This is a genomic window from Aliivibrio sp. 1S175, from assembly GCF_001690985.1.
GTDB lineage: Bacteria > Pseudomonadota > Gammaproteobacteria > Enterobacterales > Vibrionaceae > Aliivibrio.
In genome coordinates, this window is record NZ_MAJS01000079.1 from 541,520 (window position 1) to 554,302 (window position 12,783).

Below are 12,783 nucleotides of genomic sequence, written 5' to 3' on the forward strand. Positions count from 1 at the left end.
TATTGATAATCGTCAGTAATAACGTCGAGTATAAGAAGCAAAAGTAATGAAATTTCAAATGCCCTTTCCAAATCAGCTATCTGGCTTAAAAGGTAAACGTATCCCGCCATTAGGTGCACCAATATTGGTGTTATCAACGTTAGCGATGGTTATATTACCAATACCTGCATTTTTACTCGATCTCATGTTTACTTTTAACATTGCTTTGGCAATGGTTGTGCTATTAGTCACCATCTATTCGCGTAGACCTCTTGATTTTGCTGCTTTCCCTACCATTCTTTTGGTTTCTACATTATTGCGTTTAGCATTGAACGTAGCCTCAACTCGAGTCGTACTCCTGCATGGCCATGAAGGTCCAGGAGCTGCAGGTAACGTTATCGATGCGTTTGGTAATGTTGTTATCGGTGGTAACTATGCGGTGGGTTTAATCGTATTTATTATCTTGATGATCATTAACTTTATGGTTGTAACCAAAGGTGCAGGACGTATTGCCGAAGTAAGTGCGCGTTTTACCTTGGATGCATTACCGGGTAAACAAATGGCGATTGATGCGGATTTAAACGCTGGACTGATCGATCAAGAACAAGCACGAACGCGTCGTTTTGAAGTAACAAAAGAGGCTGATTTTTACGGCTCAATGGATGGTGCGTCTAAATTCGTAAAAGGGGATGCCATTGCCGGTATTCTTATTCTTTTTATTAACATTATTGGTGGTCTGGCCATTGGTATGAGTCAGTTTGATCTTGGTTTTGGTGACGCGATTCAAATTTATACATTGTTAACCATTGGTGATGGTCTAGTTGCTCAGATCCCATCGTTACTATTGTCTATTGGTGCGGCGATCATGGTGACTCGTCAAAACACAGATGAAGATATGGGTGAGCAATTAGTATTCCAACTCGTTGATAATCCTAAAGCATTAATGGTGACCGCGGGTATTATGTTTGTAATGGGTATTGTTCCTGGAATGCCTCATTTCCCATTTATTCTTCTTGCCCTTCTTACGGGTATGTGGGCGTATTACCTGACTAAAAAGAAAGAGAAAGAGGGCGAAGATAAGAAAGCGGCCCCTCCAATGGAACTGTCATCATCGCAACCTAAAGAACTATCATGGGATGATGTGCAACCTGTTGATGTTATCGGATTGGAAGTCGGCTATCGATTAATTCCAATGGTAGATAAAGAACAAGGTGGTGAATTACTTGATCGTGTGAAAGGGGTTCGTAAGAAACTATCCCAAGATTTTGGTTTCTTAGTTCCAGCCGTACATATCCGAGATAATTTAGAGCTGCCACCAAACGTATACCGAATTACCTTAATGGGTGTGGCTGGTGGTGAAGCTGAAATTCGCCCAGATAAAGAATTAGCGATTAACCCCGGTCAAGTTTATGGGTCGATTGAAGGTGAACCAACCTTTGATCCCGCTTTTGGTTTAGAAGCCGTTTGGATCAATGGTGAACAAAGAGAGCACGCTCAAGCTCTTGGCTATACCGTTGTAGATGCAGCAACGGTGTTGGCGACACATTTAAGTCAATTATTAACAAATAATGCAGCGCAGTTGTTAGGTCATGAAGAAGTTCAAAACTTACTTGAGTTACTTTCACAAAGTTCCCCTAAACTGGTTGAAGGGCTAGTTCCAGATCAACTGCCGTTAGGTGCTGTTGTTAAAGTGCTTCAGAATTTATTGAATGAAGCAATTCCAGTTCGAGATATTAGAACTATTGTCCAAACTTTGTCGGAATATGCGCCAAAGAGTCAAGAACCTGACATTTTGACGGCTGCAGTTCGAATTGCATTAAAACGTCTAATTGTCCAAGAAATCAATGGTGTAGAGGCTGAAATGCCGGTTATTACATTAGTCCCTGAGTTGGAACAAATATTGCATCAAACAATGCAGGCATCTGGTGGTGAAACCACGGGAATTGAACCTGGATTGGCAGAACGTTTACAAGCCTCTTTAACTTTAGCGACTCAAGAGCAAGAATTAAAAGGAGAGGCTGCCGTTTTATTAACTTCTGGGGTATTACGTTCGACATTAGCCAAGTTTGTTAAGAATACAATTCCTAACTTACGAGTGCTTTCTTATCAGGAAATACCAGATGAGAAGCAAATTAGAATAGTTCAAGCTGTTGGTCACTAACCGCGTCGACTTCATTTAGCGCAGGAATACGAAATTGAAAATTAAACGATTTTTTGCAAAAGATATGCGTTCAGCTCTAGTTCAAGTAAAAGAAGAACTAGGGAGTGATGCCGTTATTATGTCAACTAAGAAAGTAACGGGTGGTATTGAGATCGTTGCAGCTATCGACCCTAATTCGCAACAGGGTTCATTTCCTACGAAAGCACCTCGTAAAATTGAAGAAGATAAAGTCAGTGTTGGAAAAGGCTCCATGACACGACGCTTTGCTAATATGATCAAACAATACGGTTCTAATAGCGGTTCGACTGCCCAAGAATCAGAACCTGCGAAAGCAGAAAGAGAAGAAGACAGCTTAGCCGCATTATTAAAGCGTCAATCTAAATTTCAGGGTCAACCTTCTAACTCTTATCAATCAATGACGTCTCAAACTCCAAAACTTGACACCTCAGGGATGACTCGTGCGATTCAAAGTAATCCTAATTTAGCGCACTTGATTTCTGATGAACCAATGAAACAGCAAAACAAGCCAGTACAACCAAGATTAGACCCTTCTCGTTATGAGAAAGGAAGACGAACAACACAAGAATCTAATGAAGATTTAGAGCACATGCGTTCAGAAATGTCGTCTATTCGTCGTTTATTAGAACATCAAGTGTCAGGCTTAATGTGGCAAGAAGTTGAGCGACGTGAGCCATTACGTGCAATGTTGATTAAACGTTTAGAAAAGATGGGTTTATCGGCAGAACTTGCTGATCAACTTGCGTGTTATATTCCAGAAGATACCGCGCCTAAAGATGCTTGGTCTGCACTGCTAAAACTACTTGCAGAGCAAATACCAACAGCGAAGGTAGATACATTATCTCGTGGTGGTATTGTTGCTTTGCTTGGTCCTACTGGGGTTGGTAAAACAACGACGATTGCAAAATTGGCTGCACGAGCAGCGATGGAGTATGGACCAGATCAAGTCGCGTTAGTCACAACAGATACGTTCCGAATTGGAGCCCAAGAACAGCTGGCTATTTATGGTCGTATTATGGGGTGTCCAGTCCGTATTGCTAAAGATGCAGATGAGCTTTCTTCTGTTTTATACCAATTACGTAATCGCCGTCTTATCCTTGTTGATACCGCAGGTATGGGGCAAAGAGATGTCCGATTAACAGAGCAACTTGATACATTAATGGAAAATAGCGGCTCAGAAATTAGCAGTTATTTAGTGATGCCAGCAACGGCACAGCGACGAGTATTACAAGAAACAATAGATCACTTTAAGCGCATCCCACTATCAGGGTGTATTTTAAGTAAGATTGATGAATCACTAAGTTTAGGCGAATTAATTAGCGTGACAATTGAAAATGGACTGCCAATAGCCTATATAGCAAATGGACAGCGAGTACCTGAAGATATTGTACTGGCTCAACCAAAATACTTAGTAGCAAAAGCAAATGAATTACTAGAAAAAACGACGGAAAAGGACCCTCATTTCTGGAATAGTGAAATGCCAGAGGCAGACAATTTATGATTGATAATAATATATACGATCAGGCTAGCGGATTACGACGACTGACGAAACCTACGTTAACTAAAGTAGTTGCCGTAACGGGTGGTAAAGGCGGCGTAGGTAAAACAAACGTAACATTGAATTTAGCACTATCACTTGCGCAGCAAGGAAAGAAAGTGATGGTGTTGGATGGCGATCTTGGCTTAGCAAATATAGATATTATGCTTGGTGTTCGAACGCATAAAAATTTAGGACACGTCCTTAGTGGAGAATGCGAACTTGCGGATATTATCGTTGAAGGCCCATACGGCGTTAAGATAATACCAGCGACATCAGGTTCTAAATCAATGGCTGAATTAAGTCCTGCGCAGCATGCCGGTTTAATTCGTGCCTTCAGTAGTTTAGAAGACAACATTGATGTGCTTTTAATTGATACCGCTGCAGGTATATCGGACATGGTAACGAGTTTTGCTCGTGCTGCTCAAGATGTACTTGTTGTTGTTTGTGATGAACCAACATCAATAACGGATGCTTACGCCTTAATTAAACTATTAAGTCGTGAGCATAATGTACAGCGTTTTAAAATCGTTGCGAACATGGTGAGAAGTTACCGAGAAGGTCGTGAATTATTTGCTAAATTAACCTTAGTGACTGATCGTTTCCTATCTGCAAATATGGAATTGGTGGCTTGTATACCGTTGGATGAAAAAGTTCGCTTAGCTGTTAGAAAACAAAAAGTTGTTGTTGATGCTTATCCTCGCTCTCCAGCAGCATTAGCGATGAAATCATTAGCGAATAAAGTGGTTACTTGGCCAGTACCAAGATCACCAAGCGGTCATTTGGAATTCTTCGTGGAAAAATTATTACGAGGAGACAATGCAGGTGAAGTCGAGGACGATTATGTCTAATGGGCTAACTTACGATCATAAAGGCATCGTTAACAGTCAGAAAGCGTTTTTAGAGCGTTACTCTGATTTAGTGAAACGAATTGCTCACCATTTAATGGCAAGATTACCGGCGAGCGTGCTAGTTGATGATCTTATTCAGTCAGGCATGATCGGTCTGTTAGAAGCTCAACAGAATTACGATGGCAGTAAAGGTGCAAGTTTTGAAACTTACGCTGGGATCCGAATTCGCGGTTCGATGTTGGATGAAATCCGACGTGGTGATTGGGTTCCTCGTTCTGTTCACAAAAACAGTCGTATGGTTAATTCTGCAATTAAAGCACTTGAGGCTAAACTTTCTCGTGAACCGGTCGATAAAGAGATAGCAGAATATTTAGAATTACCGTTAAACCAATATTATCAGATACTTAATGATGTAAATTGCGGTAAACTAGTCGGTATGGAAGATTTAGGTGTTTCTGATGATGTGATTACAACAGAAGAAAACGCTAACGATAATATTCCCTTTCAAGGTGTTGCCGATGAGCACTTTAGGGTCGCTCTTGTGAAAGCGATTAAAACGCTTCCAGAAAGAGAAGCCCTTGTTTTATCTCTTTATTATGATGAAGAGCTAAACCTAAAAGAAATTGGTGCGGTGATTGGTGTCAGCGAGTCTCGCGTCAGCCAAATTCACAGCCAATCAATGCAACGACTACGAGCCAAGTTATCAACTTGGACGGTAGAATAATTAAATCCCGTTACTTGCCCTCACTGGAGGCGATTTTGAATAAAAACATGAAGATCCTTATTGTTGACGACTTCTCAACAATGCGCCGTATTGTAAAAAACTTACTACGTGACTTAGGTTTTAATAACACCCAAGAAGCAGATGATGGGTTAACCGCATTGCCATTGCTTAAAAAGGGCGGTTTTGATTTTGTAGTAACAGATTGGAACATGCCAGGAATGCAAGGGATCGATTTGCTAAAAATGATTCGTGCTGATAACGAATTAAAGCATTTACCAGTATTGATGATCACTGCTGAAGCAAAGCGTGAGCAGATAATTGAAGCCGCTCAAGCTGGTGTAAATGGTTACATTGTTAAGCCATTCACAGCCGCAACATTGAAAGAAAAACTAGACAAAATTTTTGACCGTTTATAAGAAAATGTTGTGCTGTAAGGATTAGCCAGAAAATGATTTCATTAACCGATGCCAAAGAGCTTGTCGCTTTATTAGAAGCGGGTAAGCAAGAAGAAGCGGATCAAATAGTCGCTTCATTAACGGTTGTTAACGAACCTCCAATGCTGCAAGAAATAGGTTTTTTAACTCGTGACCTTCATGAGTCATTGAAGAACTTTAAACTCGATCATCGAGTGGTCACTATCGCTAATGATGAGATCCCTGATGCACGTAATCGTTTGCAATATGTGATTGATAAAACGGAAATGGCAGCCAATAAAACCATGGATGCGGTTGATCGTTCATTTCCTATTGCTGACGAGTTGCATGAGGGGCTACTTCAAGTTCGCCCTCAATGGAATAGCTTAATGAAAGGCAGAATTGAGTTGACTCAATTTAAAGCGTTATGTCACAACATTGATGGCCTACTTACTCAAGTTGAAGGGAACAGTTCAGAGCTACGTAATGAACTGACCAACATCTTAATGGCGCAAGATTTTCAAGATCTTACCGGTCAAATTATTAAACGAGTAATTACCTTAGTTCAAGAAGTTGAAGACCGATTGGTTGATATTTTGACGTTGTTTAAAGTAGAAGAGCGACTTGCTGAACAAGATGAACTCAATAAGCCTTCTAAGGCAGAAGGACCTATTTTAAATCCACATGAACGTGAAGATGCAGTTGCATCTCAAGATGATGTTGATGACCTATTAGCCAGTTTAGGATTTTAGAGGAATATTATGAGCTTTGAAATGGATGAAGACATCCTGCAAGATTTCTTAATTGAAGCAGGAGAAATTCTTGAGCTACTTTCTGAACAATTAGTTGAATTAGAAAAACGTCCTGACGATTCTGATTTGTTAAATGCTATTTTCCGAGGTTTTCATACTGTAAAAGGGGGAGCTGGCTTCCTTTCATTAACAGAGCTGGTTGATGTCTGTCACGGCGCTGAAAATGTGTTCGACATTCTTAGAACAGGTAAGCGTAAAGTTACTTCTGAGTTAATGGACACCATTTTAGAAACGCTGGATAGCGTAAATGTCATGTTCAGTTCAGTTCAAAATGGTGAGGTTGTCGATCCTGCGGAACAACGACTATTAGATTTACTTCATGATCTAAGTAAACCTGCGACAGAAGCTGAAGTATCTACAACGACAATGGTTGAGCCTATTATTGCTCAAGAACCCGTTGTGGAAAACACGATTCATGATTCAGTGGATGATATTACAGAAGATGAATTTGAAAAGTTATTAGATGAATTGCACGGCAAAGGTGCAGCTCCATCAAGTGCTTCTTCAACGCCAAAAGTACCACTTACTCCAGTCATGGACAGTGCCGCTGATGGAGACATTACAGATGATGAATTTGAACGATTACTTGATGAGCTTCATGGTTCAGGTCAAAGCCCAAGCAAGTCAACTATCGTACAAACACCAGTAGCACCAATTACTAATATTAAGTCTGTTGATGAAACCTTAGCGGGTGCTCCAGATTTGATGAGTGATGATGAGTTTGAAAAACTGTTAGATCAACTGCATGGTTCAGGAAAAGGACCAACAGATGAAGAGCTTGATCAAGCCGTAAAACCAGCGGCAGCAATGGCTCCGGCGACGCCTGCACCAATAGTGAAAGAAGAACCAACACGAACAACAGCGCCAGCACCAACAAGAACTCAAGCACCAGAAGCAAAGCCTGTAGCAAAAGCACCTGCTAAACCACAAGCTAAACCTCAAGCAGAAAGCACGGTTCGTGTTGATACATCAACGCTTGATAGCATTATGAACATGGTTGGTGAATTGGTTCTAGTGCGTAACCGTTTAGTGAGCTTAGGCTTAAATAGCAATGACGAAGAAATGTCAAAAGCGGTTTCAAATCTTGATGTCGTTACTGCTGACATCCAAGGCGCAGTAATGAAAACTCGTATGCAACCGATCAAGAAAGTATTTGGTCGTTTTCCTCGAGTTGTACGAGATCTTGCACGTACACTGAAAAAAGATATCGTGCTTGAAATGCGTGGAGAAGAAACTGATTTAGATAAGAATCTAGTTGAAGCGCTTGCCGATCCACTTGTTCACTTGGTGCGTAACTCTGTGGACCATGGTATTGAAATGCCGGATGTTCGAGCTAAAGCCGGTAAAGAACGAACTGGTAAGGTTATCTTATCTGCCTCTCAAGAAGGTGATCATATACTGCTGAGTATCATCGATGATGGTGGCGGTATGGACGCGGACAAACTTCGTGGTATTGCCGTTACTCGTGGTTTGATGGACAGTGATGCGGCGTCTCGTTTAACCAATAAAGAATGTTATAACCTTATTTTTGCACCAGGTTTCTCGACTAAAACTGAAATTTCAGAAATTTCAGGTCGTGGTGTTGGTATGGACGTAGTGAAAACAGCGATCAACCAATTAAATGGGTCAATTGACATCGATTCAAGCATGGGTGAAGGCACCAAAATTGTTATTAAAGTGCCCTTAACTTTAGCTATTTTACCAACGTTAATGGTTGGGGTTGCTAATCAACCATTTGCTTTGCCGTTAGCTAGCGTTAATGAAATATTCCATCTTGATTTATCGAAGACAAATGTCGTTGATGGGCAATTAACAACTATTGTTCGTGAAAAGTCGATCCCATTATTCTTCTTGCAAGATTGGTTAGTTCCTCGTTCTCGTCAAACAGAGCGTAAAGGGTTAGCTCATGTTGTGATTATTCAATTAGGAGCGCAACGAGTTGGTTTCGTTGTTGATACATTAATTGGACAAGAAGAAGTCGTGATTAAACCGCTTGATGAATTACTGCAAGGCACGCCAGGAATGGCAGGTGCAACCATTACTTCTGATGGTCATATTGCATTGATCCTTGATGTTCCAAATTTGCTAAAGCGTTACGCCGTTCGCACGCGCTAATGCACAAGGACTGACATGGCAATAAAAGTATTAGTTGTAGATGATTCTAGTTTTTTTCGTCGCAGAGTAAGTGAAATCATTAATGCAGATCCTCGTCTTGAAGTTATCGACGTAGCGGTTAATGGTAAAGAAGCGGTAGAAAAAGCAAAATTATTAAAACCTGATGTCATTACTATGGATATTGAGATGCCAGTCATGGATGGCATCTCAGCAGTAAGAGAAATAATGAAGGTCTGTCCAACACCGACCTTGATGTTTTCTTCTCTTACTCATGATGGCGCAAAAGCAACGCTGGACGCATTAGATGCTGGCGCGTTAGATTTTTTACCAAAGAAATTTGAAGATATCGCGCGCAATAGAGATGAAGCGGTTAGTTTATTGCAAAAACGCATTGCTGAAATTGCTCGTAAGAAATTGTTTATGCGTCGTCCTGCTTTGGCTGCGCAAACGACAACATTGACGCCGCGTCCAACCGTTCGTGCTAACGCATCAACGGTGGTTCCTGCTAAAGCGGCTCCTGTGGCACCAATAGCGCAGCGTTTTAAAGCAACAGGTAAAAAATATCAGTTAACCGCGATAGGGACTTCAACGGGAGGTCCTGTTGCATTACAAAAAATATTAACGGCAATTCCGGCTAACTACCCGCATCCGATTATTTTAGTCCAGCATATGCCAGCAACATTTACTGCAGCGTTTGCTTCGCGTTTAAATAATCTTTGTAAGATCCAAGTAAAAGAAGCCGCCGATGGTGATGTACTAAAACCTGGTTGTGCTTATCTTGCTCCTGGTGGCTTACAAATGATGATAGATGGCCGCCCTGGTTCTTCTCGTTTGAAGATTTTAGATGGCGGAGAACGCATGAATTACAAGCCTTGTGTTGATATTACTTTTGGTTCAGCCGCTAAGGTGTATGGCGATAAAGTACTTTCTATGATCTTAACTGGTATGGGAGCGGATGGTCGTGAAGGCTGTCGTATGCTTAAGGCCGCAGGATCAACCATTTGGTCTCAAGATGAAGAAAGTTGCGTTGTTTATGGTATGCCTCAAGCAATAGATAAAGCAGGTTTATCATCAGAAAGTTTACCGTTAGAACGCGTAGCGGAAAGAATCCTGACTGAAGTCGGATTAAAGTAGGAAAATAGAAATGATTGTCTGGAGCATAGCGAACCAGAAAGGTGGGGTGGGAAAAACGACAACAACTATCACACTCGCCGGTTTATTAAGTCAGCGTGGTAAACGTGTGTTGTTGGTTGACACAGACCCTCATGGCTCCTTAACAACCTATCTTGGGTATGACTCAGACAATTTGCCGTGTAGCTTATTTGAACTGTTTCAATTACCGACGTTAAATAAAGCGACGATAACGCCGTTTGTTTTAAAAAGTGACATTCCTGGGTTGGATCTTATTCCAGCGCATATGTCTTTGGCTACTCTTGATCGTGTTATGGGAAACCGTAATGGTATGGGGTTAGTATTAAAGCGAACATTAAAAGCCTTAGAAGATGACTATGATTACGTATTAATTGATTGCCCACCTATTTTAGGGGTGATGATGGTGAATGCGTTAGCAGCAAGTACACGTGTACTCATTCCAGTACAAACCGAATTCTTAGCGATGAAAGGTTTAGAAAGAATGATGAAAACATTGAATATAATGCAGCGAAATAAGCCATCTTTGTTTGATGTAACTATTATTCCAACGATGTACGACAAACGCACAAATGCTTCATTACAAACATTAATGGAATTGAAGTCTCTCTACCCAGAGCAAGTATGGGCTTCAGCTGTCCCTATTGATTCTCAGTTTAGAGATGCGAGTTTAAAAAGAATGCCGCCGTCATTTGTTTCCCCAAATAGTCGTGGTGTTTTTGCTTACAAAACATTATTGAATTATTTAGAGCGATTAGCTTAATGGCTGAGTTTAAAAAACTGACCAGTGAGGAAGCTCTTGATGACTATTTTTCATCACTGTTAAATGCAGAGGTTATTGAACTGACCCCTGTTATTGAAGAAATTGTTTTTGTAAAACCAGAGATTACATGGCATTCAAATTCAGTCACGGTAGAAGAGCCAGAGCCACAATATCAACCACAATTTTCAGCAAGTGTTGATGACAGTGATGATTATCCATTTGAGTTGCCACAGCTAGAAGATGTTCAGCGTTTACTGAGCCAATTAGAAAGCTCTCAGATTGAAGCTCAAATAGAGATAGATGCATTAATACTCGAAGATGTAGAGTTCAACGTTAATATTGAACCAATCCCAATATTGGTAGCAGAAGAAACTAAGAGTGAAACTGAAGACATACCAGAAGAAAATCTTGATCTTTCTGCATGGGATTTGTCAGATAAAATCACAGTAGCGCCTTCTTCTGAGGCGGAAATTGAAGAGCCTCAACCGGTTGAAAATACGCTTGCTACGATTGATGAAAATCAAGATGACACAACAGAGATTCAATTAGAAACCAAAGCAGGCAAAGCACCACCGCCAAGTGGTTTAGATTGGGAAAATGTTGAGCATGACAACGAATTTCAAGTGTTATTTTTTGAAGTAATCGGTGTTACTTTTGCCGTTCCATTAGCTCAATTAGGGGGAATTCATCAAATCACTGAGTTGAATCACTTAATCGGTCGTCCTGATTGGTATCTTGGATTGCAAAATAACAAAGAAACTCAAGTTGATGCCCTTGATACTGCTAAGTGGGTTATGCCACAAAGTATCAAAGATGACAGCTATAAAGATGATTACCAATACCTCGTTATGCTTGGAGAAAGCAAATGGGGTTTAGCGTGTAATGCGCTCGCTGGGACTGAAAATATCACTAGCGATCGAATTCGCTGGCGTGAAACCGCGGGGAAGCGACCGTGGTTGTCAGGAATGGTAAAAGATAAGATGTGTGCCTTGATTCATGTTGAGGCGATGATTACGATGCTTAATGCCGGTCTCGACATTAAGGGAATAGAGTAAGATAACTCTAAAGAGGACGAGGAAAGAAGATGTCTCAGATTAATGAAGTAGGGATCCGTAAAGATCAAGTTAATGATGAAGTATTGCAGTGGGTAACGTTTCAACTAGAAGAAGAAACTTACGGTATTAATGTAATGCAAGTGCGCGAAGTATTGCGTCATACTGAAATTGCACCAGTACCGGGTGCTCCAGATTACGTTCTAGGTATCATTAATCTTCGCGGTAATGTAGTCACAGTTATTGATACTCGTTCACGTTTTGGTTTAATGCAGGGTGAGATTACGGATAATACACGTATTATTGTTATCGAATCTGAGCGTCAAGTTATCGGTATCCTTGTTGATAGTGTTGCGGAAGTTGTATACTTACGTTCATCAGAGATTGACACTACGCCAAGTGTTGGCACGGAAGAAAGCGCTAAGTTCATCCAAGGCGTTAGCAACCGTGATGGCAAGTTACTTATCTTGGTAGACCTAAATAAACTTTTGTCTGAAGACGAATGGGATGACATGGCAAGCCTATAATGGTTGATATATTAACTCAGCTCTCAGAGCTATTTGCAGTAACAGCAATGATCTTAGTTCTTGTGGTTTTCTTTATTTTAAATCGCAAGAATAAACAGTTAGTCACGGAATTAACGCTAGCTCAAAAACAAAATAAACAACTTCAAGATGAACAACAAAAGCTAAATAAGCAATTTGTTGAATTTCGTACTGGTTCTATTAATTTAGGGCAGCAAGTTGCTGAATTGACTAAATTAAGTCAACATTTTGATGATCGTTTAAATGAGCTAGAGAATACAGATGTCGACAGTCGTTTGTATTCAAGAGCCAATAAATTGGTTCAGTTAGGTGCTGGTATTAACGAGTTAATGGAGGAGTGTGAATTGCCTAAAGCAGAAGCCGAGTTAATGATGTCTTTACAAGCCAAAATTGCAAAAGGCAAAGGTTCTATCCCGCCATTACGATTGGAAGACGAAGATTAATATTCGGCTCCCATCTTAAAAAATGAATAAGCTCCTCATTTGAGGGGCTTTTTTTACGCCTATAGAAAAAGTGATTTATGATTAAAATATCAAAGTAACCATAAAGTGGTATTTGTTTATCTTTTCAGTAACCAGTTGATACCCTTATAGATTATAAGGTATTTAAAAAATGAAACGAAAGGACATACTTATTTACTTATCTATCTAAATAGATTTGTTTT

Annotated in this window: 12 protein-coding genes; all 12 read left to right on the forward strand. The window is 40.4% G+C overall.

Annotated elements, in window-relative coordinates; all coding sequences use genetic code 11:
- The first annotated feature begins 46 nt into the window (after nucleotides 1–46).
- Genes flhA through A6E06_RS17805 form a run of 12 tightly spaced genes read left to right on the forward strand, consistent with a single transcriptional unit; the run spans nucleotide 47 to nucleotide 12,562 of the window.
- Nucleotides 47–2,140 (forward strand): flagellar biosynthesis protein FlhA, encoded by a 2,094-nt coding sequence (flhA, locus tag A6E06_RS17750; protein WP_065593792.1) that lies wholly within the window; start codon nucleotides 47–49, stop codon nucleotides 2,138–2,140.
- A gap of 34 nt (nucleotides 2,141–2,174) precedes the next feature.
- Nucleotides 2,175–3,659 (forward strand): flagellar biosynthesis protein FlhF, encoded by a 1,485-nt coding sequence (flhF, locus tag A6E06_RS17755; RefSeq protein ID WP_065593791.1) that lies wholly within the window; start codon nucleotides 2,175–2,177, stop codon nucleotides 3,657–3,659.
- Nucleotides 3,656–4,546, forward strand: a complete 891-nt coding sequence (locus A6E06_RS17760; protein WP_065593790.1) for a MinD/ParA family protein — start codon at nucleotides 3,656–3,658, stop codon at nucleotides 4,544–4,546. Before flhF ends, A6E06_RS17760 begins: the two co-directional genes overlap by 4 nt.
- Nucleotides 4,539–5,270, forward strand: coding sequence for an RNA polymerase sigma factor FliA (locus A6E06_RS17765; RefSeq protein ID WP_065593789.1), 732 nt, complete (start codon nucleotides 4,539–4,541; stop codon nucleotides 5,268–5,270). The genes A6E06_RS17760 and A6E06_RS17765 overlap by 8 nt, the downstream gene beginning before the upstream one ends.
- A 47-nt stretch (nucleotides 5,271–5,317) precedes the next feature.
- Entirely contained in the window at nucleotides 5,318–5,686 is a 369-nt protein-coding gene (cheY, locus tag A6E06_RS17770; protein WP_065593788.1) for a chemotaxis response regulator CheY, read from the forward strand.
- Between the two features lie 32 nt (nucleotides 5,687–5,718).
- Nucleotides 5,719–6,435, forward strand: a complete 717-nt coding sequence (locus A6E06_RS17775) for a protein phosphatase CheZ (RefSeq protein ID WP_065593787.1) — start codon at nucleotides 5,719–5,721, stop codon at nucleotides 6,433–6,435.
- A 9-nt stretch (nucleotides 6,436–6,444) separates the two neighbouring features.
- Nucleotides 6,445–8,610, forward strand: a complete 2,166-nt coding sequence (locus A6E06_RS17780) for a chemotaxis protein CheA (RefSeq protein WP_065593786.1) — start codon at nucleotides 6,445–6,447, stop codon at nucleotides 8,608–8,610.
- A 15-nt stretch (nucleotides 8,611–8,625) separates the two neighbouring features.
- The gene (locus A6E06_RS17785; RefSeq protein WP_065593785.1) at nucleotides 8,626–9,744 is read left to right on the forward strand and encodes a chemotaxis response regulator protein-glutamate methylesterase; all 1,119 of its coding nucleotides are present in this window, start codon (nucleotides 8,626–8,628) and stop codon (nucleotides 9,742–9,744) included.
- A gap of 10 nt (nucleotides 9,745–9,754) precedes the next feature.
- Nucleotides 9,755–10,522, forward strand: coding sequence for a ParA family protein (locus A6E06_RS17790; protein ID WP_065593784.1), 768 nt, complete (start codon nucleotides 9,755–9,757; stop codon nucleotides 10,520–10,522).
- Nucleotides 10,522–11,577, forward strand: coding sequence for a chemotaxis protein CheW (locus A6E06_RS17795; protein ID WP_065593783.1), 1,056 nt, complete (start codon nucleotides 10,522–10,524; stop codon nucleotides 11,575–11,577). Before A6E06_RS17790 ends, A6E06_RS17795 begins: the two co-directional genes overlap by 1 nt.
- A gap of 29 nt (nucleotides 11,578–11,606) precedes the next feature.
- Nucleotides 11,607–12,101 carry a chemotaxis protein CheW gene (locus A6E06_RS17800; RefSeq protein WP_065593782.1) on the forward strand — a complete coding sequence of 165 codons (495 nt, stop codon included), beginning with the start codon at nucleotides 11,607–11,609 and terminating at the stop codon, nucleotides 12,099–12,101.
- A complete protein-coding gene (locus A6E06_RS17805) occupies nucleotides 12,101–12,562 on the forward strand; it encodes a DUF2802 domain-containing protein (protein ID WP_065593781.1) in 462 nt (153 codons plus the stop codon). Before A6E06_RS17800 ends, A6E06_RS17805 begins: the two co-directional genes overlap by 1 nt.
- Nucleotides 12,563–12,783: the final 221 nt, after the last annotated feature.

Coding starts and splice junctions, on each gene's coding strand:
- A6E06_RS17780 (WP_065593786.1), top strand. CDS start 6,445: ATGAGCTTTGAAATGGATGAAGACATCCTGCAAGATTTCTTAATTGAA.
- A6E06_RS17790 (WP_065593784.1), top strand. CDS start 9,755: ATGATTGTCTGGAGCATAGCGAACCAGAAAGGTGGGGTGGGAAAAACG.
- A6E06_RS17805 (WP_065593781.1), top strand. CDS start 12,101: ATGGTTGATATATTAACTCAGCTCTCAGAGCTATTTGCAGTAACAGCA.
- flhA (WP_065593792.1), top strand. CDS start 47: ATGAAATTTCAAATGCCCTTTCCAAATCAGCTATCTGGCTTAAAAGGT.
- A6E06_RS17800 (WP_065593782.1), top strand. CDS start 11,607: ATGTCTCAGATTAATGAAGTAGGGATCCGTAAAGATCAAGTTAATGAT.
- A6E06_RS17775 (WP_065593787.1), top strand. CDS start 5,719: ATGATTTCATTAACCGATGCCAAAGAGCTTGTCGCTTTATTAGAAGCG.
- cheY (WP_065593788.1), top strand. CDS start 5,318: ATGAAGATCCTTATTGTTGACGACTTCTCAACAATGCGCCGTATTGTA.
- A6E06_RS17795 (WP_065593783.1), top strand. CDS start 10,522: ATGGCTGAGTTTAAAAAACTGACCAGTGAGGAAGCTCTTGATGACTAT.
- A6E06_RS17760 (WP_065593790.1), top strand. CDS start 3,656: ATGATTGATAATAATATATACGATCAGGCTAGCGGATTACGACGACTG.
- A6E06_RS17765 (WP_065593789.1), top strand. CDS start 4,539: ATGTCTAATGGGCTAACTTACGATCATAAAGGCATCGTTAACAGTCAG.
- A6E06_RS17785 (WP_065593785.1), top strand. CDS start 8,626: ATGGCAATAAAAGTATTAGTTGTAGATGATTCTAGTTTTTTTCGTCGC.